Raw genomic sequence first — 19,183 nt, forward strand, 5'->3', positions numbered from 1 at the left:
GCCGAAGCTGATGTTTTCAGGTAGCCCCTAATAGGTGGGGCTACCTGAAAGCCGCCGCCGTTCGCTATATAATGCCGCCGTTCTCCCACCCACCAATCATTTGCCACACCATGACCCAACACTACATCGGCCTGATGTCCGGCACCAGCATGGACGGCGTGGACGCCGTGTTGGCCGCGCTCGACGGCACGCGCTGGCAGGGCGCGCTCGGCCACTTTTCCGTGCCCTACGGCAGCGATTTGCGCCAACGCCTGCTCGCGCTGCAAGATGCCGGCGCCAATGAAATCCACCGCAGCGAAATGCTGGCGCAAGAGCTGGCGCGGCTCAACGCCCAAGCCGTGCACGGCCTGCTCGCGCAGCAAAAGCTTGCCCCCGGCGATATTGCCGCCATCGGCGCGCACGGCCAAACTATCCGCCACGCCCCCGAGCACAGCTACACCGTGCAGCTCATCAACCTGCCGCTCCTGGCCGAGCTCACCGGCATCGACACCGTCGGCGATTTCCGCCGCCGCGACATGGCCGGCGGCGGGCAGGGCGCCCCACTGGTGCCCGCCTTCCACCAGGCCGTGTTCGGCAGCCCCGAGCACAGCCGCGTGGTGCTCAACATCGGCGGCATCGCCAACATCAGCGTGCTGCAGCCCGGCACACCCCCGCACGGCTTCGACACCGGCCCCGGCAATATGCTGGCCGATGCCTATATGCAGCAGCATTTCGGCCAAGATTGCGACCGCAACGGCGAGCTTGCCCGCACAGGGCGCGTCATTCCCGAGCTACTGCACACCCTGCTTGAGCACCCCTATTTCCGCCGCACCCCGCCCAAAAGCACCGGCCGCGATCTTTTTTCCTATGGCTGGCTGCAAGGCTACCTGAAACCTCACTACGGCCCGCCCCACATCGTGCGCACGCTCAATGCCTTCACCGCGCAAACCATTGCCGACGCCATTGCCGCGCACGCCACCGATGCGCGCGAAGTGTTCGCCTGCGGTGGTGGTGTGTTCAACCCCGTGCTGATGGGCGAGATCGCCGAACGGCTCGCCGCCTTCGGCATCCGCACCGCCGACACCAACGAGCTCGCCCTGCCGCCGCAATGGGTGGAAGCCGCTGCCTTCGCCTGGCTCGCCGCCTGCCGCCTCCACCGCCAACCCGGCAACCCGCACGCCGCCACCGGTGCCGCCCGGCCATATATTCTCGGCGCCTGGCATTGCGCGTGAAAGGTTGTTTTGCGGGCACACAAGTTTTCAGGTAGCCTCTGCCGTGTGCGGGAGGCTACCTGAAAATTTGGGCGCAACAAGCATCGCCACGGATACGTTTTAAGGCTACCTGAAAAATCGCCGGCAGATATTTCAGGTAGCCTTAGTTGCAAACGGATGAATGTATAAGCATTTAAATAACAATAAATTGAGTGCGGGTAGATTGTCAGGTGCCAAATAACCTTGGCGGCGGCTGTGGTTATTTATCGACAGTCTGGCAGGTAATAAGAATTAAATCTATTTGCATGGTTTTGCAAACGTTTATAATGCGCCGCGCTATCTGTATTGCTTTATCTATTCTATTTAATTTAAAGGGAAAATCATGCAGCAACCGTTCAAACTCAGCCTCATCGCCGCCCTGCTGGCTGCCGCCGCACCGGCCTGGGCCGACCAAAGCACCGAACCCGCTAATACGGCCGAGCTGGAAACCATCCAAGTTACCTCGCGCAACCGTAGCACCCGCACCGAAAACAGAAACAGCTACACCACCTCCGCCATGCGCACCACCACCGGCCTGGCTCTGTCGCCCAAGGAAACGCCGCAATCGGTGAGCGTGATTACCAAGACCCAGTTGGACGACCAAAATATCAGCCGCATCGAAGACGCGCTGAAAACCACCACCGGCGTGAATGTGTTCCGCGACAGCAACCGCTTCCGCTTCCAGTCGCGCGGCTTCTATATCAACCGCATTGAAGAAGACGGCATGGCGGTAACGGTGAGCGGCTCGATGTTGAACACCAATGCCGATCCGCACAGCCAAACTGATTTGGCAATTTACGACCACATCGAAGTGGTGCGCGGTGCGACCGGCCTGACTCAAGGCAACGGCGAACCGGGCGGCACCATCAATGTAGTGCGCAAACGTCCGACTTCTATGAGGCAGGCCAGCGCCAGCATCAGTGCTGATCGGTTCGGCAGCGTGCGCGGCGTGGGTGATTTCTCCGGCGCACTCAACGAAGCCCGTACCGTGCGCGGCCGCGCCGTGGTGGCAGCCGAACGCAGCGACTCATTCAAAGATGTAGTGGATGGCCGAAAATACGTTCTCTACGGCGTATTGGATGCCGACCTTGGCGAAAACACCAAAGCCACCATCAGTGCCACCTATCAAAACGAGCATTCCGTTCCCGACCGCTACGGTGTGCCGATGGCATTGGGTGGCCGTGATGCCGGTTTCTCGCGCAAAACTTTCCTGGGTGCCGACTGGAACACAGAGGAAACCAGCAAGCTCAATTTATTCGGTGAAGTGGAATACCGCTTCAACGAAGACTGGAAACTGACCGGCAAAGTCAATTACACGAAATCCCGCTACATGACCGAATGGGCGGCTTTGGGCAATACTGCCACTACGTATACCGGCCTGCCGGCAGACGGCACGCTGGCGGTGAGCGGCCGTGACACGCGCATGGACAACAACGGCTCCCAATTCGGCCTCCAAGCCAACTTGGTCGGCAAATACAGGCTGCTTAATCGCGAACATGATGTATTCGTTACCCTGAACCATACCCGCGAAAAACTGCACGCCCACTGGCGCCAGCACACAAGCACCGCCAATTTCAACGCCTATGACTTCCACCACAACATTGTCTATCCTGATTTCAACACCGGCCCTTACCGTTTTCACGAATATGAGGATTACACCCTGACCACGCAGGGCATTGCTGCCGGCACGCGCTTTAATATTCTAGATAACCTGCACCTGATTGCCGGCACACGCTACACCCGCTGGAAGAGCGATTATCACGACCGCTATGCCGGTACGAGCGGCGTATGGACTTACGAGCCCAACTACAAAACCAAAAACCGCTTCGTTCCTTATTTCGGCCTGACTTGGGACATCACTCCCAACCACAGCCTGTATGCCAGCTACACTCAAATTTTCAATCCGCACCTGAGTGCGAGAGATGCGGTGGGTAAGCCCCTGAGCCCAATGACCGGTACCAATATCGAAGTGGGCTGGAAGGCCGACTGGTTCGGTGACAACAGCCTCAATACCGCACTGGCGCTGTTCCACATTATCCAGAAAAACCGTTCCATCGGTTCCGCCGACCGCAGCCCCTATACCGGCCGTTACTACAACATTCCGTTGGGGCGCATCCAAAGCCACGGTTTTGATGCCGAAATTTCAGGTAGCCTTAACGAAAACTGGAAAATCTTTGCCGGCTATACGTTCAACACCAGCAAATACCGCACAACCGAAGGCTCGCAGGCATATTTCCAAGAAGGCGCCAACTACAACAGCTGGACGCCGAAGCATATGTTCCGGCTTTATACCAGCTACCGTCTGCCGTTCGGTGAACGCAGGTGGACAATCGGCGGCGGTGTGAGCGCGCAGAGTAAAACCGGCAATCTGTATACCGGCACCTTGCAAAGCAGCACCCAGGGCGGCTATGCCTTGTGGAATGCCAACGTGCAGTACGAGTTCAACGACCACATTAAGCTGAGCCTGATCGGCACCAACCTGACCGACAAGCGCTATTACGAAAACAATCGTGTGCGCACTCGTGGTATCAACAACTTCTTTGGCGAACCGCGCAACATCATGCTTAAGCTTGATTGGAAGCTGTAAGGCAAACGCTTAGGCAACAAAAAGGCTACCTGAAACCCGCTTCCGCAAAGAAGCTGAGGTTTTCAGGTAGCCTTTTATACGGGCTGGCGGCTTAGAACTTGCCTTTGATGTCGTTGATTAAGCCTTCGGCTTTGCCTTTGGCTTCGCTCACCAGCTCTTCGGCGGATTTCTTGCCTTTCTCCAGCACTTCGGCGGCCTGTTTTTCCACGTCGGCAATGGCCTCTTTGGCTTTGCCCACGCCTTCCTGAATCAGGCCTTCGGCTTGCAGCTTGCCGCTGCCCACGGCATCGCCCACTTCTTTCTTCACTTTACCTACGATTTCGTCAAAATTGCTCATGCTGATACTCCTTAGTAATGAGTGTGGATGGGAGCGCTTAATATAAACTGTGCGGGCGGCGGCGTAAAACCGATTAACGCGGCTTTACGGTTTGCTTTGGATGCGCGCGTTGCCCCGCAAACCAAAGGCTACCTGAAAACCGTGTTGCAGTTTTCAGGTAGCCTTTGGTTTGGCAGGGGTGCTTACTTAATCTGGGTGTAGAGCTGGATCACGGGCGGTTTTTCGCAGGCTTCCACCAGGATGGGCACGATGCGGGTGAAGTGGGCGGAGGCGGAATGGGTGTCGAGTACGGCTTGGTTTTGCCACAGCTCGATGAAGCTCACTTGGTTGGGCTGCTGGGTGTTTTGGTAGAGGTGGTAGGAGAGGCAGCCGTTTTCTTTGCGGGTTTCGGCAATCAGCTCGTCGCAATGCTTGAGGAAGGCGTCGAGCTGGGCGGGTTTGACTTCGAATTGGGCTACTACGGTAATCATGGATGTCTCCTTGATGGTGGTTGGAAAAGGGAAGGCAAAATACAGGCTACCTGAAAATATTGCAAATGGTTTTTCGCTTCGCAGAAATTGGCGGAGCGTGTTTGCACTCCGTTGAAGCGGATGTTTTCAGGTAGCCTGTGCGGTTAGGGCTGATTAGCCTTCATAGTGCTCGATGCTCGGGCAGGAGCAGACGAGGTGGCGGTCGCCGTATACGTCGTCGATGCGGTTCACGCTCGGCCAGAATTTGTTTTCGCGCACATAGGGCAGCGGATAAACGGCTTCTTCGCGGCTGTAGGCCCGGTTCCACTCGCCGGTTACGTCGGCGGCGGTGTGGGGGGCGTTCACCAGCGGGTTATCGTCTTTCGGCCATTCGCCGCGCTGTACTTTGAGCGCTTCCTGCTTGATCTGCTTCATGGCGGCGATGAAGCGGTCGAGCTCGGCCTTGCTTTCGCTCTCGGTGGGCTCGATCATCAGCGTGCCGACCACGGGGAAGGACATGGTGGGCGAATGGAAGCCGTAGTCCATCAGGCGTTTGGCGATGTCCAGCTCGGTGATGCCGCTTTCGGCTTTGAGCGGGCGCAGGTCGATGATGCACTCGTGCGCCACGCGGCCGTTTTTGCCGGTGTAGAGCACGGGGTAGTCGGCGGAGAGCTGTTTGGCCACGTAGTTGGCGTTGAGCAGCGCGGTTTCTGTGGCGCGGCGCAGGCCGTCGGCGCCCATCATGCTGATGTACATCCAAGTAATCGGCAGGATGCTGGCGGAACCATACGGGGCGGCGGCCACGGCGCTCATGCCGGGCGTGAAGCCTTCCACGGGGGCGACTGCGTGGCTCGGGGCGTAGGGGGCGAGGTGGGCTTTGAGGCCGATGGGGCCCATGCCGGGGCCGCCGCCGCCGTGCGGAACGCAGAAGGTTTTGTGCAGATTCATGTGCAGCACGTCGGCGCCCACTTCGGCGGGTTGCATGATGCCGACTTGGGCGTTCATGTTGGCGCCGTCCATGTACACCTGGCCGCCGTTTTCGTGGATGATGCGGCAGATGTCGCGGATGCCTTCTTCATACACGCCGTGGGTGGAGGGATAGGTGATCATCAGCGCGCCGAGGGTGTCTTTGTGCTGCTCGGCTTTGGCTTTGAGGTCGGTGATGTCTACGTTGCCGTGTTCGTCGGTGTCCACAATCACAATCTGCATGCCGGCCATGTGGGCGGTGGCGGGGTTGGTGCCGTGGGCGGAACGCGGAATCAGGCACACGTTGCGCTCGGGGTGGCCTTGCGCTTCGTGGTAGCGGCGGATGGTGATCATGCCGGTGTATTCGCCTTGCGCGCCGGAATTGGGCTGGATGCAGACGGCGTCAAACCCGGTTACGGCTTTGAGCTGCTCTTGCAGGCCGTGAATCATTTTCAGGTAGCCTTGAGCCTGCTCGCGCGGGGCGAAGGGGTGGATTTCGGTGAACTCGGGCCAGGTGATGGGAATCATCTCGCTGGTGGCGTTCAGCTTCATGGTGCAGGAGCCGAGCGAAATCATGCTGCGGTTCATGGCCAGGTCGCGTTCTTCCAGTTTTTTCAGGTAGCGCAGCATTTCGTGTTCGGTGTGGTAGCTGTTGAACACGGGGTGTTGCAGGATGTCGCCTTGGCGCTGGAGTTTTTCAGGTAGCCTGCTGGCCGGGGCGTTTTCGGGCAGGGCGGCAGCCTTGCCGGTGAAGAGTTCGGCCAGCTGGGCAAATTCTTCGGCAGTGGAGGTTTCGCTGAAGGCGGCGGCCAGCACCTGATCGCCGATGCGCAGCAGGTTGTAGCCTTTGTCCAGCGCTTTCTGATACACGGCGTCGGCCTGGGCCTTGCCGCCGAAATCTACGGCCACGGTGTCGAAGAACACGGAATGGAGCACCTTGCAGCCGGCTGCCTGCAACACGTCGGCAAAGGCGGAGGCCAGCGCGTGGATGCGGCAGGCGATGCGTTTTACACCTTCGGGGCCGTGATACACGGCATACATGCCGGCGAGGTTGGCCAGCAATACCTGCGAGGTACAGATATTGGAATTGGCTTTTTCGCGGCGGATATGCTGTTCGCGGGTTTGCAAAGCCATACGCAGCGCCGGTTTGCCTTTGGCATCCACGGATACGCCGATGATGCGGCCGGGGGCGGAGCGTTTATCTTTGTCTTTGAAGGCGAAATAAGCGGCGTGCGGACCGCCGAAGCCCATCGGGATGCCGAAGCGCTGGGTGCTGCCCAAGGCGATGTCGGCACCCAATTCTGCCGGCGCTTTCAAGAGTACGAGGCTCATGATGTCGGCCGCCACGGCCACAATTGCGCCTTTGGCTTTCACAGCGGCAATCACGTCGGCCAGGTCGGCCACGTCGCCGTCTTTGCCCACATATTGGAACAGGGCGCCGAAGTATTCGCCGTTGCGTGCGGTGTCGAAATTACCGACCACCAGCTCGAAGCCGAAGAATTTGGCGCGGGTTTTGATGACGTCGAGCGTTTGCGGGTACACGCGCTCGTCCACAAAGAATTGGTTGGATTTGGATTTGCCCACGCGGCGCGCCATGGCCATGGCTTCTGCGGCGGCAGTGGCTTCGTCCAGCAGGGAGGCGCCGGCCAGTTCGAAGCCGGTGAGGTCGAGGCACACTTGCTGGAAGTTTAGCAGGGCTTCGAGGCGGCCTTGCGAGATTTCGGCCTGATAGGGGGTGTAGGCGGTGTACCAGCCCGGGTTTTCCAGTACGTTGCGCAGGATGACGTTGGGCAGGCGGGTGGGGTAGTAGCCCAGCCCGATGTAGCTTTTGTTGATGCGGTTTTCGGCGGCGATGCCTTTGAGTTTGCCCAAGGCTTCGGCTTCGCTCAGGGCTTCGGGCAGCTTGATGGTGCCGGGCATGCGCACGTTGTGCGGCACGGTGTTTTTCAGGAAGCTGTCGATGTCTTTTTCGCCCAGTGCGGCCAGGAGTGCGGCTCGGTCGGGCAGGCTGAGGTGGCGTCCGACAAAGTCGTTGCCGTGGAAGAGTTCGTTAAACTTCATGTTTCTGCATCCTTTCTACTGACTCAGGGTTGAGATGGAGGGGGATTGGAACAGACGGTTAACATTGTAGCGCAAAACGGACCAGCTGCGGCGGGCGGCGGGGGGAAATATTTTGTGTTGGGTCATGATAAGTTTAATAAACCGTTTGGGCGTGGCATTTTGTGCCGTGCGGGGGTGTGGGTTGTTGGCGGGGGTTGCGTGGTGGAACGATGGGGAAAATGTGATGTAGGCAGGTTTTCAGGTAGCCTTTTGGGTGTTTGGGCTACCTGAAAAATGGTTTTAGCAAGAGGGCTGGTGTATTGGCTGTTTGGGAAGGCGGCTTTTTGCTTGTGTTTTAAGCGGGGTTTTGTTTTTCAGGTAGCCTGAGATTTGGGGTATTCAGCTGATTTGGCGGTAATCGGCATGAATATGGGCGAGGCGGTAGAGGATGGCGGCGGTGGCGCCCCAGATGAGGCGGTGGTGATATTGCAGCACGGGCATGGCGGCGCTGAGGCCTTGGTGTTGGTAGGTTTCGAGGCGGTAGGAGGCGGGGTTGAGGGCGAGGCTGCTCGGCACGATGAAGGCTTCGGCCACTTCCTGCGGGTTGGGACGGCAGGCGGGCTGCCGGCGGGCGGTGGCGAGCACGGGGGTGACTTGGTAGCCGCTGGGCAGGTAGCTGGGCGGGAGGCTGCCGTGGATTTGCCAGATGCCGGGCGGGATGCCGAGCTCTTCTTGGGTTTCGCGCAGGGCGGCGGCGGTGTGGCCGGTGTCGGCGGGGTCGATTTGGCCGCCGGGGAAGGATATTTGGTTGCCGTGGTCGCGCAGGTTGCTGCTGCGCAGGGTGAGCAGGATGCCGCTGCCTTGGTCACTTGGCACGAAGCCGACGAGCACGGCGGCGGGGGTGAAGTGCGTGCGGAGTGGCTGCCAGATGAGGCGGCGCTGGCGGAAACTTTCGGGCTCGGGGGCGGTGGCGGCAAAGTTGAGGAAGGGGGCGGGATGGAAGGGCATGGTGTGCTGGCTGGCTTGGGGCTACCTGAAAAGTTGGCGTAGGGTTTGTGCTTTACGGAAATTCGCTTTAACTCGCATTGCGGTTTAGTTTTTCAGGTAGCCTGGTTTACTCCTGCCATTCGTCTTCTTCCTGCCAGGCGTGGTCGAGGGCGTGGCGGATGGTGTCGCTGTCGAAGCCGCGGTAGGCGAGGAAGCGGGCGGCGCGCTGCTGTTCGGCAAAGTCGGCAGGCGGCTGTTTGAACTTTTTGCGCAATACGGCGCGGGCGGTGGCGCGTTCGCTGCTGCGGCTTGGCAGGGCGGTTTCGATGAGGCAGCTGTCGAGGTTTTGCTGCTGCAGGCCTTGGGCGAGGCGCAGGCGGCCGTAACGGCTGCCTTTGCTGTATACATAGCTTTCGGCGTAGCGCCGGTCGGATTGCCAGTTGCGATCGGCAAATTCTTGCAGCAGCGCGTCGATTTCGGCGGGGTCTTCGGCGTAGGGGGCGAGCTTGCGCCGCAGCTCGGCTTGAGACATTTCACGTCGGGAGAGCAGGGCGAGGGCGCGGCTGCGCAGAGATTTAACGGCGCTCATCGGCACGCAGGCGGTCGTAGATTTCGGGCAGGGTGGAAACGATCCAGTCGGGGCGGGTGGCGGGGTTTTCGGCCAATTTGTCCATGTCGGCATAACCGTAGCGCACGCCGATGGCAAAGCAGCCGGCGGCTTTTGCGGCGAGGATGTCGTTGCGGGAATCGCCTACCATGGCGAGGTGTTCCGGCTGTACGCCCAATACTTCGGCGGCATGCAGGAGCGGCTCGGCATCGGGTTTGCGCTGGGGCAGGGTGTCGCCGCCCACGATGAGGCTGAAGAGGTCGGAGAGGCCGAGGCGGCGCAGCAGCTCGGCGGCCCAGGCTTCGCGTTTGTTGGTGACCACGGCCAGCGGCAGGCCGAGGGTTTTGAGGAGCTGGAGGCCGGTTTGCACTTCGGGGTAGATGTAGGTGTGGCGGTCGAGGTGTTCGGCGTAGTGTTGGGCGAACACGGCGAAGGCGCGCTGCCATACGTCATCGGGGGCTTGGCCGTTGGGGTCGGCGGTGAGGGCGCGGTGCACGAGTTTGCCCACGCCGTCGCCCACGTAGGACATCATTTGCTTTTCATCCAGCAGGGGCAGGTTTTCGCTGCGGCGGGCTTCGTTGGCGGCGGCGGCGAGGTCGGCAAGGGAGTCGACTAGGGTGCCGTCGAGGTCGAAGGCGGCGGCGCGGATATCGGGGCGGGTGGTCATGGGATGGCCTCTGGAGTGGAGTAGGAAAGGATGGCGGATTTTAGCATGGGCGGGCGATAAGAAGGCTACCTGAAAGCGCAAGCTTCAACGAAGTTAAAACGCAGCACAGCGGAGTTTCTGCGAAGCTAAAAATTTCAGGTAGCCTTTGGCCATTATTTGAAGAACAAATCGCGGTACACGGTATAAGGCACCATCATCAATGTGGGCATCACCACCAGCAAGCCGAGGAGCAGGGGAATCGCGCCGGCAATCATCAATAATACCGAAATCAGGCCGCATAATGCCGCGCCGACGATATTGCGGCTGAAACCTTGCCAGCTCAACAGGATGGAGCGCATGGGTGTTTCGTTTTCCAAGATAATCAAGGTTGGGGCGAGGAAAGTGAAGGCGGAATAAATGATGCCCAGCAGCAGGGACAGCCCCATCACGGAAAGGCCGGCAGACATGATTTGCGCTTCATCCATATCCAGATTGGCAGCACTGCTGACATCGCCCACTTGCCCGATCAACAAGGCCATTAAGGCAAGGTTGCTAAGCAAGGCCACTACTGCGCCGATTGCGCCGATAGTCAACAGCGCTTTGGTGTTTTCCTGAAAGCCGATGAAAATTTGGCCGAAGTCGAAATCGCCTTCTTCTTCCAATTGTTTGGCAACAAATGAAAAGCCGGCGACGGCAAAGATGGCGAAGGCTGCCTGCAACAGGCCGCCGATATATGGAAGCATGCTCAAGCCGATATTGATGGCGCCAACCAACAGCGTGGCGCCGATAAGTTTGCCCGGTCGTAGTTTGAACAAACGCCAGGCATCGCCGATCCATGCTTTGGCATTGCCGGCCGGCACGGCTTGCGGCTCGGCCAGGTAGCCGCTGCGGGCGGCGGAATCCGGTTCGCCGCTGGTGCGCGGCGGGGCGTATCGGTTGAATTGCGGGTTGTCCATTATGGATTCCTTGTTGAGTTGGTGGAAGTGAGCAGGCTACCTGAAAATTTGATTGCATCACATCGCGGCTATGGTTTTTCAGGTAGCCTGTTGTGTTTACAAAGCCGCGCGGATTTCCTGCCGCAGTTTGGCGAGGAAGCGGCCTTGCGGCACGATTTCGGCGGCTTGGGCGTAGTTTGCGGCTTGGAAGGCGGCGCTGAGTTTGGACAGCAGCTGCGCTTCTTCGGCGGCCACTCGCTTGTCGAGTGCGGCCAGCCGTTCGGTAGAGGATTCGGCCCGGGCATCGGCCAGTTCTTCGCGCCATTCCATCTGCTGCATGAGGAATTCGGGGTCGAAGGCGGTACGCTCTTCGGAGTCGGCTTGGATGCCTTGTGCCTGCAACAATAAAACGGCGCGTTCCAGCGGCTGGCTGAGCAGGCGGTAGGCTTCGTTTACGGCGGCGGCCATCATCACGGCCTGTTTCTGCTCGAAGGCGGAGGCGGTGGCGGTGTTGTCTGGGTGGAAGCGGGCGGCGAGCCGGCGGTAGGTTTGCTCGAGCTCAGCGGGGTCCAGGTCGAACTGCGGGGGCAGGTTGAAAAGTTGGAAGGGACGGGGCATGTGTGTGCTTTCAGGTGGCCTTTGGGGATGGGGGATATTGTAGAGAGGAAACGGAGGGGCTTCAACCGACGGGTTTCAGGTAGCCCGATGCTGCGCCGGTTGGCGGCTTGCTATACAATACGCGCCCTTACCGTTTGAAAGGGTGGCGATTATGCCTTACCAACAAGCCAGTATCCCGGTTGGAGCCGACCGGGCCGAACAGTTTTCCGATGCGCTGATGGCCGCCGGCGCTCTGTCTGCCGCGATTGAAGACGCCTATGCCGGCACGGATGAAGAACAGGCCATTTTCGGCGAACCGGGCGAGGAAACCGGCCAAATCTGGCAGCGCAGCCGCGTGATCGCCCTGTTTGACGATAGCACCGACGTGGCTGCTGCCGTTTCCGCCGCCGCCGCCGAGAGCCGGCTGGATGTGCCGGAGTATCATATCGAGCAGCTGCCGGAGCAGGATTGGGTGCGGCTCACACAATCGCAGTTCGACCCCATCCGCATTTCCGAACGCCTGTGGATTGTGCCCACCTGGCACGATATTGCCGACCAATCCGCCGTAAACCTGCGGCTCGACCCCGGCCTCGCCTTCGGCACAGGCAGCCACCCCACCACCCGCCTGTGCCTGCAATGGCTGGATGAAAACATCCGCGCTGCCGACCGAGTGCTCGACTACGGCTGCGGCTCCGGCATTTTGGCCATTGCCGCACTCAAGCTCGGCGCCGCTGCCGCCGACGGTGTGGACATCGACGAGCAGGCCATCACAGCCAGCCGCAGCAACGCCGGGCAAAACCAAGCCGCCGCCCGCTTTTTCCTGCCCGACGACCTGCCTGCCGCGCAGCAATACGACGTGGTCGTCGCCAACATCCTGGCCAACCCGCTGCGCCTGTTGGGCGGTATGCTGGCCGGGCGCACCCGAGCGGGAGGGCGCATCATCCTCTCCGGCATTCTGGCCGAGCAGGCGCAGGAATTGGGCGGCATCTACAGCGAATGGTTCGACATGCAGCCCGCAGCGGAAGAGGGCGGCTGGGTGCGGCTCACCGGCGTGCGTAAAGCCGGGTAACGCCCGCAAAATCCGTACAACGGCTCCAAAATATACAAAAAACCGACAGTTAGCCGCCAAGAGGCTACCTGAAAATGGTAAAAGCGCATTAATTTTCTTAAAATAACGGCCGAAACATCAGTATTGGATTGCCGAACACATGAAAACCGTGAAACTCAATTGCCCCCGCTGCCGTGCGGAGAACCACTATGCCGTAGCCGATTTGCAGGCGGCCAACGGCCGGGTGCAATGCAGCCAGTGCCGGCATGCCTTTACCGTGGCGCGCAAGCCCAAAGCCCAGCCGGCCGCCGCGCCGGCCGGCGAAGGCATCCTGAAAGAAGACCTGATTCACGCCAAAATACCGCTGCGGGAAAAGCTCGCCCGCCTCAAGCAGCAATCCGCCGCCATGGCCGCCCAACATGAGGGCGGAGAAGAGAGCGCCCCATCGCAGAAAAATGCCGTGGCCGCCGAGCTCGACGAAATCGATAGCCGCCTGCGCCGTCAGCGTATGGCGCTCGACAACGACACCGGCCAGGCCATGCCTTTCAAACTCTATGCTGATGAAGAAAGCGCCGCCGCCAACGTGCACACTGATGCTTCCGCCATCGAAGCACTGCTGCAACGCTCCGCTGCCGCCCCGCCTCCGCCCACCGTGCTGCCCAGTATCGACACCCTGCTGAAAAGCGCGCAATCGGCCGCCGCCGGCAACGGTCAAACGCAAAATATCCACATCCAGGCCGAGAGCCTGGTGTTCAACCTCGTGTCCGGCCGGGAAGGCGGTGCGCTGCATCTGCCCACTAGCGCCGCCAAGCTGCCCGCCGTCATCGACCAGCCCGCTGCCGATAGCGCGCCCGCGCCCACCCCTGCCGCATCCGGCGGCGGTGCCGCCGCCACCCACAGCGAATTCAACTGGACGCTGGCTTCGTTGGTGGCGCTCACTGTTTTGATTATGCAGCTGTTTTACTATCTGCTGATCATGAAGCATTGATGGCTCTGCATAAAGATCCCCAAAAGGCTACCTGAAACATCCCCGCAGATTTTCAGGTAGCCTTTATATTGTTTAACCGATTGTAAATGAAAGGAAAGTTAATGAGTATCCGCCCGGATGACGTGTTGGCATTTTGGTTTGCCGAGGAGAATAAGCCGTTTTGGTTTGCCAAGAGCGAGGAGTTTGACCGGCAAATCTATGGGCGCTTTGCCGAAGTGTGGGCGCAAGCGGCGCAGTCGGAATTGGATACGTGGCGCGATACGCTGCGCGGCCGGTTGGCGGAAATCATCGTGCTCGACCAGTTTTCGCGCAACCTGCACCGCAACAGCCCGCTGGCCTTCGCGCAGGACAATATGGCCGTGGCGCTGGCGCAGGAAGCGGTGCGCCAGCCCGGTTTTGCTGAGATGCGGCCGGAAGAGCGGCACTTTATGCTGATGCCGCTGATGCACAGCGAAAGCCGAGTTATCCACCGGCAGGCGGTGGAATTGTTTACGCGCTACACCAATGAATACGCGCTGGATTTTGAAATCAAGCATCAGGTGATCATTGAGCGCTTCGGGCGCTATCCGCACCGCAATGCGGTGCTGGGGCGGCAGAGTACGGCGGAGGAGCTGGCATTTTTGCAGCAGCCGGGCTCGTCGTTTTAAGTGCTGATGATGGTTTGATGCCTGAAAAGGCTACCTGAAAATACCGGCTTTAACGGAGCGGGTCGGTGCCTTGGCGGAGCCGGGGCGGTGCTGCAAAGTGGAAAGTATTGCTGGAAGGCAAGGGAGTTGGTTTTTCAGGTAGCCTGTTATTGTGGCCGGTGTTAGACTGGCTGCGGTTTTAAAGGTTGCGGAATATCCGCAGTTGATTGGGAGAAAATCGATGAAAAAGATGATGTTGGCAACATTGCTGCTGGTTTGCGGCGGCACGGCTCTGGCGCAGCAATACGGCTCTGAGCAGCAGATACAGCGTTTGCGTGGCGAAACCGCGCAGCTGCTGAAAACGGCGCCGCGCGCGTCCGACCGTGCGCTGATTGAGCAATATAAGCTGGAAAATCTGGAAGGCAATATTTGGGAAGGGCTGTATGCGCAAGGCGATAGCCAGCCCAGCACGGCACCGAGCGGCTATTTCCTGCTGAACCGGCGTGGTTTGCAGGCCTATATCGGCTGGGACAAGTTGGACGGTGTGCGCTGCCGGCCTGTGAACGGCTACCGGAATGCACAGCTGTGCACGGCGCCGCGTGCCGACCAGCGGGCAGTGCGGGCGTTTGAGCGCAGGATAGCGGCGTTTTTGAAAACGGCCGGATAGTTTGTCCGCCTGATCGGTGTGAAATAAAGGCTACCTGAAAATTTTAGCTTCGCAGAAACTTGCGTTGCTCGCTTTCAGGTAGCCTTTTGTATGAGTAGGGTGGCTTACAGTTTGCCGCCGGATTGGTTGGCCATATATACCACGGCGGCTTCCACGTCGGCGTCGCTCAGGTTGGCATCGCCGCCGCGGGCGGGCATGGTTTTGAAGCCTTGGATGGCGTGCTGCACTAGGGTGGCGCGGCCTTGCGCCAAGCGCGGTGCCCAGTCGTCGTTGTGGGTGATTTTGGGTGAATTGGGGAAGGCGGAGTTGGCGGCGTGGCAGGCGATGCACAGTTTGTTGAACACGGCTTCGCCGTTGGCGGCTGCACCCTGGCCGGCAGGGGCGGAGGCGCCGGAAGCGGCGGCATCGCCTTTCTGCACGGCGGGGGCGGTGAAGTTGCCGCCGGATTGGTTGGCCATATAGGCTACAGCGCGGGCGACTTCGTCATCGGTAAGGGAGGTATCGCCGCCACGGGCTGGCATCTGACCGCCATCGGGGCCGTTAAAGCCGTTGACGGCATGATTCACGAGGGTGTCGAAGCCTTTGGCGATGCGGGCGGTCCACTCGGCGTTATGGGTGATTTTGGGGGCGAAGGCGACATTAACATCGGCGCCATGGCACTGGATGCAGACTTTGTTGAAAACCTGCACACCTTCGCGCTCACCCACGGGGGTGCCGTCGCCCATTTGCAGGCGGCCGACGGGCTGGATGCGGGTTTCCACGGCGCTTGGCGTCATATCGGCCACTTCGCTGGAGTAGCCGGTGGTGGCCAGTTTGACCAGTAGGAATAAAACAATCAGCAATACGGCCAAGCCGCCGATGAAGGTGGTGAGGGCGGAGCCTTTGATGCTGGTGGTAGTGGTGTTCATGCGGGAGCCTCGCTGTTTTGGTAGTTATTGGAGACACGATACTTGGTGGCACAGACTGCGTTTCGGTATCGGTTTGTTAAGCGGTTTGTAAATTTTGCCAAATTATACTGAATTCGGCAGGTGCTTCCAATTGCAAATTTGTATTCTGTACCGGTATGCCGCCGGAAGGCGACAAAATTTTTTGCCTTTGCTGCGGTTTTGGGGTACTCTTACGCGCTTCGCACCCATAGCTCAGTTGGATAGAGTGTCAGTTTCCGAAGCTGAAGGTCACAGGTTCGATCCCTGTTGGGTGCGCCAGTTTTCGTGCAAAAGCAGCCGGTTGGCTGCTTTTTTGTTTTTCAGGTAGCCTCTTTGTGCTGAGTGAGGCTACCTGAAAATGTTAGAAGCGGAATGAAGCAGGCTGGTTTACCGCCGGGCTGCTCAGGGCGGGGGCGACGGTGTCGAACAATACGTTTTGCTCGAAGCCTTCGCCACTACGGCGCACGAGCAGGGCGCGCATGACGGGCTCTCGGCCGAGAATGACGGCCATGCGCCCGTCGGCGGTTAATTTGTTGCGCAGGGTTTCGGGCATCACGGGGCAGGAGCCGCCCACGTAGATGGCGCTGACGGTGGCGATGGGCGGGTTGGCCAGGCCGTCGCCGATGCGGTATTCGATGTTGGTGATGCCCAGGCGCTCGAGCACGGTGCGGGCTTTTTGCTGTTGGGCTTGGTCGGTATCGACGGTGATGACGCGGTCGGCGAGTTTGGAGAGGATGGCGGTAGCGTAGCCGGAGCCGGTGCCGATTTCGAGCACGGTATCTTCTTTGCTCAGCTTGAGGCCTTGAATCAGGCGGGCGACGATTTTGGGCTCGAGCATGGCGCCGCCGTTGGGCAGGGGCAGGGTGGTATCGGCATAGGCGTAGGCTTGTTGTTCGGGGGCGACGAACTGCTCGCGCGGCAGCTCGGCCAATACGTCGAGGATGTCGAAATCGAGCACGTTCCAAGGGCGGATTTGCTGTTCGACCATGTTGAAGCGGGCTTGTTCAAAGTAGTTCATTTCTGCTCCGGCGGCGGTTTGATATGTGGTTTGGGGCGGGATTATAGCGAATTTGGTTTTTATCCGATATATGCTTAGGCAAATTCATTTAGGCTGTTTAAACGTTAGAAAGGCTACCTGAAAACGAGCTGCGCGGGTTTCTGCGGAGCCGGAATTTTCAGGTAGCCTTTTGGCTGTTACGGATTCAGCCGTTTAGCCTTGGCGTTGCGCGTCCACGGCGGCGAGTGCCACCATGTTCACCAGGCGGCGAACGGAGGCAAACTGGTTCACGATGTGTACCGGTTTTTTCATGCCCAGCAGAATCGGGCCGATGGTGACGCCTTCGGGGGTGGCGACGCGCAGCAGGTTGCAGCTGATGTTGGCGGCTTCCACGTTGGGCATCACCAGGAGGTTGGCGGCGCCTTTGAGGGTGGATTCGGCCAGGCTTTGTTGGCGCAGGCTTTCCACTAGGGCGGCGTCACCCTGCATTTCGCCGTCGATTTCCAGCTGCGGGTCGGCTTGCCGGATGAGCTCGAGGGCGCGGCGCATTTTGCCGGCGCTTTCGGAGGGCACGGAGCCGAAGTTGGAGTGCGAAAGCAGCGCCACTTTTGGGGTGATGCCGAAGCGTTTGATTTCTTTGGCACACATTAGAGTGCTTTGCGCAATCTGTTCGGCGGTGGGGTTGGCGTTTACATAGGTATCGGCGATGAACAGGTTGTGACCGCTGAAGATCAGCGCGTTCATGGCGCAGGCGGTGTGTTGGGGGTTGTCGTAGCCGACCACGTTGGAGATGATGCCGAGGTGGTGTTGGAAGTGGCCGACGGTGCCGCACACCATGGCGTCGGCGTGGCCGAGCTCCAGCATCAGCGAGCCGATGAGGGTGGTGTTGGAGATCACGCGGCGTTTGGCCAGATCGGGGGTGATGCCGTTGCGCTGCTGGAGGCGGTAGTATTCCTGCCAGTATTCTGGATAGCGCGGGTCGTTTTCGTTGTTCACGACTTCAAAATCGGTACCCGGGCGGATGGTGAGCCCCATTTTCTGGATGCGCTCTTCGATCACGTTGGGGCGGCCGATCAGAATCGGCGCGGCTAGCTTGCCGGCCACAATCTGCTGGGTGGCGTGCAGCACGCGTTCGTCTTCGCCTTCGGCCAGCACCACTCGTTTGAGCTCGGTGCGCGCCTGGGCGAAAATCGGCTTCATAAACAGGCCGGATTTATACACAAATTCGTTCAGCTTCTCTTCATAGGCGGCGAAATCGGCAATCGGGCGGGTGGCGATGCCGGAATCCATGGCGGCTTTGGCCACGGCGGGCGCCACTCGGGCAATCAGGCGCGGGTCGAAGGGCTTGGGAATCAGGTATTCGGGGCCGAATTTAAGCTCGGCGCCCATATAGGCGGTGGCCACTTTGTCGTTCTGCTCGGCCATGGCCAAATCGGCAATGGCGCGCACGGCGGCCAGCTTCATTTCTTCGTTGATGGTGGTGGCGCCCACATCCAGCGCGCCGCGGAAGATGAAGGGGAAGCAGAGCACGTTGTTCACTTGGTTCGGGAAGTCGGAACGGCCGGTGCCGATAATCACGTCGGGGCGGGCGGCTTTGGCTTCCGGCGGCCAAATTTCCGGCTGCGGGTTGGCCATGGCCAGCACGATGGGCGAGGCGGCCATCTGTTTGAGCATATCGGTGCTCAGCACATTGGGGCCGGAGAGGCCGAGGAAGATGTCGGCACCGGGCACGGCATCGCCCAAGGCGCGCCAGCCGTTGTCGGCGATGGCGTAGCGCACTTTGCTTTCGTCCATGCGGTCGCGGTCGGCACGGGTTTGGTAGATGACGCCTTTGGAATCGCATACGGTGATGTTTTCGCGCTTCATGCCCAAGGCCACGAGCAAATCGAGGCAGGCGATGGCGGCGGCGCCGGCGCCGGAGCACACCAGGCGTACTTGGCCGATGTCTTTGCCGACCACGCGCAGGCCGTTGAGGATGGCGGCGGCGGTGATGATGGCCGTGCCGTGCTGGTCGTCGTGGAATACCGGGATTTTGCAGCGTTCGCGCAGTTTTTTCTCAATATAGAAGCATTCAGGCGCTTTGATGTCTTCCAGGTTGATGCCGCCGAAGGTGGGCTCTAGGGAAGCGATGATTTCCACCAGTTTCTCAGGGTCGGTTTCGTTGATTTCGATGTCGAACACGTCGATGCCGGCGAATTTCTTAAACAATACGCCTTTGCCTTCCATCACCGGCTTGCTGGCCTCGGCGCCGATGTTACCCAAGCCGAGCACGGCGGTGCCGTTGGAAATCACGGCCACCAGGTTGCCGCGGGCGGTGTATTTGTAGGAATCTTGCGGATTGGCGTGGATTTCCATGCAGGGTGCAGCCACGCCGGGCGAATAAGCCAGCGAAAGGTCGTGCTGGGTGGCCAGCGCCTTAGTGGGGGCTACCTGAATTTTGCCCGGCTGGGGGTATTGGTGGAAATCGAGGGCGGCTTGCTTAATCATGTCGTCCATGGGGGAGTCCTTTATCGTGAGAATGAGAAGAAGAGGGGAAACATGGGTGGTTGAA

17 protein-coding genes and 1 tRNA gene are annotated in these 19,183 nt (G+C 59.7%); 7 read left to right on the top strand and 11 right to left on the bottom strand.

Annotated features, from left to right (window positions below; genetic code table 11):
• Positions 1-110: 110 nt before the first annotated feature.
• On the top strand, positions 111-1,211 hold the full coding sequence (locus tag H9Q10_RS03775) for an anhydro-N-acetylmuramic acid kinase (RefSeq protein ID WP_197902690.1): 1,101 nt from the start codon (positions 111-113) through the stop codon (positions 1,209-1,211).
• Between the two features lie 361 nt (positions 1,212-1,572).
• Positions 1,573-3,816, top strand: coding sequence for a TonB-dependent siderophore receptor (locus H9Q10_RS03780; RefSeq protein ID WP_197902691.1), 2,244 nt, complete (start codon positions 1,573-1,575; stop codon positions 3,814-3,816).
• 91 nt (positions 3,817-3,907) lie between these two features.
• Here the strand turns inward: H9Q10_RS03780 and H9Q10_RS03785 are convergent, their stop codons facing one another.
• From H9Q10_RS03785 to hscB, 8 genes are all read right to left on the bottom strand, one after another.
• Positions 3,908-4,153 (bottom strand): CsbD family protein, encoded by a 246-nt coding sequence (locus H9Q10_RS03785; protein WP_197902692.1) that lies wholly within the window; start codon positions 4,151-4,153, stop codon positions 3,908-3,910.
• Positions 4,154-4,335: 182 nt separating this feature from the next.
• Positions 4,336-4,623: a putative quinol monooxygenase gene (locus H9Q10_RS03790; protein ID WP_067592925.1), complete on the bottom strand. Its 288-nt coding sequence runs from the start codon at positions 4,621-4,623 to the stop codon at positions 4,336-4,338.
• Positions 4,624-4,776: 153 nt separating this feature from the next.
• On the bottom strand, positions 4,777-7,629 hold the full coding sequence (gene gcvP / locus H9Q10_RS03795; protein ID WP_197902693.1) for an aminomethyl-transferring glycine dehydrogenase: 2,853 nt from the start codon (positions 7,627-7,629) through the stop codon (positions 4,777-4,779).
• 378 nt (positions 7,630-8,007) lie between these two features.
• Entirely contained in the window at positions 8,008-8,616 is a 609-nt protein-coding gene (locus H9Q10_RS03800) for an NUDIX hydrolase (RefSeq protein ID WP_197902694.1), read from the bottom strand.
• Positions 8,617-8,722: 106 nt separating this feature from the next.
• Positions 8,723-9,184, bottom strand: a complete 462-nt coding sequence (gene recX, locus H9Q10_RS03805) for a recombination regulator RecX (RefSeq protein WP_197902695.1) — start codon at positions 9,182-9,184, stop codon at positions 8,723-8,725.
• Positions 9,171-9,869 (bottom strand): phosphoglycolate phosphatase, encoded by a 699-nt coding sequence (locus H9Q10_RS03810; protein WP_197902696.1) that lies wholly within the window; start codon positions 9,867-9,869, stop codon positions 9,171-9,173. Before H9Q10_RS03810 ends, recX begins: the two co-directional genes overlap by 14 nt.
• Positions 9,870-10,021: 152 nt before the next feature.
• Positions 10,022-10,804 carry a BPSS1780 family membrane protein gene (locus H9Q10_RS03815; RefSeq protein WP_197902697.1) on the bottom strand — a complete coding sequence of 261 codons (783 nt, stop codon included), beginning with the start codon at positions 10,802-10,804 and terminating at the stop codon, positions 10,022-10,024.
• A gap of 96 nt (positions 10,805-10,900) precedes the next feature.
• A complete protein-coding gene (hscB, locus tag H9Q10_RS03820) occupies positions 10,901-11,401 on the bottom strand; it encodes a Fe-S protein assembly co-chaperone HscB (RefSeq protein WP_197902698.1) in 501 nt (166 codons plus the stop codon).
• A 151-nt stretch (positions 11,402-11,552) separates the two neighbouring features.
• Between hscB and prmA the strand changes: the two genes are divergently transcribed.
• The 4 genes from prmA to H9Q10_RS03840 all read left to right on the top strand — a co-directional run bounded on the left by prmA (position 11,553) and on the right by H9Q10_RS03840 (position 14,709).
• Positions 11,553-12,449 (top strand): 50S ribosomal protein L11 methyltransferase, encoded by an 897-nt coding sequence (gene prmA, locus H9Q10_RS03825; RefSeq protein ID WP_197902699.1) that lies wholly within the window; start codon positions 11,553-11,555, stop codon positions 12,447-12,449.
• A gap of 139 nt (positions 12,450-12,588) precedes the next feature.
• The gene (locus H9Q10_RS12325; RefSeq protein ID WP_197902751.1) at positions 12,589-13,416 is read left to right on the top strand and encodes an MJ0042-type zinc finger domain-containing protein; all 828 of its coding nucleotides are present in this window, start codon (positions 12,589-12,591) and stop codon (positions 13,414-13,416) included.
• A 101-nt stretch (positions 13,417-13,517) separates the two neighbouring features.
• A complete protein-coding gene (locus H9Q10_RS03835; protein WP_197902700.1) occupies positions 13,518-14,063 on the top strand; it encodes a DUF924 family protein in 546 nt (181 codons plus the stop codon).
• A gap of 220 nt (positions 14,064-14,283) precedes the next feature.
• Positions 14,284-14,709, top strand: coding sequence for a hypothetical protein (locus H9Q10_RS03840; RefSeq protein ID WP_197902701.1), 426 nt, complete (start codon positions 14,284-14,286; stop codon positions 14,707-14,709).
• Positions 14,710-14,813: 104 nt separating this feature from the next.
• Here H9Q10_RS03840 and H9Q10_RS03845 read toward each other — a convergent pair whose 3' ends face one another.
• Complete coding sequence (locus H9Q10_RS03845) at positions 14,814-15,617, bottom strand: c-type cytochrome (RefSeq protein WP_197902702.1); 804 nt, start codon at positions 15,615-15,617, stop codon at positions 14,814-14,816.
• Between the two features lie 220 nt (positions 15,618-15,837).
• Between H9Q10_RS03845 and H9Q10_RS03850 the strand changes: the two genes are divergently transcribed.
• Positions 15,838-15,914: transfer RNA gene (locus tag H9Q10_RS03850), tRNA-Arg, on the top strand.
• An 82-nt stretch (positions 15,915-15,996) separates the two neighbouring features.
• Here H9Q10_RS03850 and H9Q10_RS03855 read toward each other — a convergent pair.
• Complete coding sequence (locus tag H9Q10_RS03855; protein ID WP_197902703.1) at positions 15,997-16,653, bottom strand: protein-L-isoaspartate O-methyltransferase family protein; 657 nt, start codon at positions 16,651-16,653, stop codon at positions 15,997-15,999.
• A 192-nt stretch (positions 16,654-16,845) separates the two neighbouring features.
• Entirely contained in the window at positions 16,846-19,128 is a 2,283-nt protein-coding gene (locus H9Q10_RS03860) for an NADP-dependent malic enzyme (RefSeq protein WP_197902704.1), read from the bottom strand.
• Positions 19,129-19,183: the final 55 nt, after the last annotated feature.

This window comes from Eikenella glucosivorans, assembly GCF_016025525.2.
Lineage (GTDB): Bacteria > Pseudomonadota > Gammaproteobacteria > Burkholderiales > Neisseriaceae > Eikenella > Eikenella glucosivorans.

Excerpts from the sequence above, each read along its gene's own strand:
- gcvP (WP_197902693.1), bottom strand. The coding sequence starts at position 7,629 with ATGAAGTTTAACGAACTCTTCCACGGCAACGACTTTGTCGGACGCCAC.
- hscB (WP_197902698.1), bottom strand. The coding sequence starts at position 11,401 with ATGCCCCGTCCCTTCCAACTTTTCAACCTGCCCCCGCAGTTCGACCTG.
- H9Q10_RS03775 (WP_197902690.1), top strand. The coding sequence starts at position 111 with ATGACCCAACACTACATCGGCCTGATGTCCGGCACCAGCATGGACGGC.
- H9Q10_RS03815 (WP_197902697.1), bottom strand. The coding sequence starts at position 10,804 with ATGGACAACCCGCAATTCAACCGATACGCCCCGCCGCGCACCAGCGGC.
- H9Q10_RS03855 (WP_197902703.1), bottom strand. The coding sequence starts at position 16,653 with ATGAACTACTTTGAACAAGCCCGCTTCAACATGGTCGAACAGCAAATC.
- H9Q10_RS03835 (WP_197902700.1), top strand. The coding sequence starts at position 13,518 with ATGAGTATCCGCCCGGATGACGTGTTGGCATTTTGGTTTGCCGAGGAG.
- H9Q10_RS03860 (WP_197902704.1), bottom strand. The coding sequence starts at position 19,128 with ATGGACGACATGATTAAGCAAGCCGCCCTCGATTTCCACCAATACCCC.
- H9Q10_RS03810 (WP_197902696.1), bottom strand. The coding sequence starts at position 9,869 with ATGACCACCCGCCCCGATATCCGCGCCGCCGCCTTCGACCTCGACGGC.
- prmA (WP_197902699.1), top strand. The coding sequence starts at position 11,553 with ATGCCTTACCAACAAGCCAGTATCCCGGTTGGAGCCGACCGGGCCGAA.
- H9Q10_RS12325 (WP_197902751.1), top strand. The coding sequence starts at position 12,589 with ATGAAAACCGTGAAACTCAATTGCCCCCGCTGCCGTGCGGAGAACCAC.
- H9Q10_RS03780 (WP_197902691.1), top strand. The coding sequence starts at position 1,573 with ATGCAGCAACCGTTCAAACTCAGCCTCATCGCCGCCCTGCTGGCTGCC.
- H9Q10_RS03800 (WP_197902694.1), bottom strand. The coding sequence starts at position 8,616 with ATGCCCTTCCATCCCGCCCCCTTCCTCAACTTTGCCGCCACCGCCCCC.
- H9Q10_RS03785 (WP_197902692.1), bottom strand. The coding sequence starts at position 4,153 with ATGAGCAATTTTGACGAAATCGTAGGTAAAGTGAAGAAAGAAGTGGGC.
- H9Q10_RS03845 (WP_197902702.1), bottom strand. The coding sequence starts at position 15,617 with ATGAACACCACTACCACCAGCATCAAAGGCTCCGCCCTCACCACCTTC.
- recX (WP_197902695.1), bottom strand. The coding sequence starts at position 9,184 with ATGAGCGCCGTTAAATCTCTGCGCAGCCGCGCCCTCGCCCTGCTCTCC.
- H9Q10_RS03790 (WP_067592925.1), bottom strand. The coding sequence starts at position 4,623 with ATGATTACCGTAGTAGCCCAATTCGAAGTCAAACCCGCCCAGCTCGAC.
- H9Q10_RS03840 (WP_197902701.1), top strand. The coding sequence starts at position 14,284 with ATGAAAAAGATGATGTTGGCAACATTGCTGCTGGTTTGCGGCGGCACG.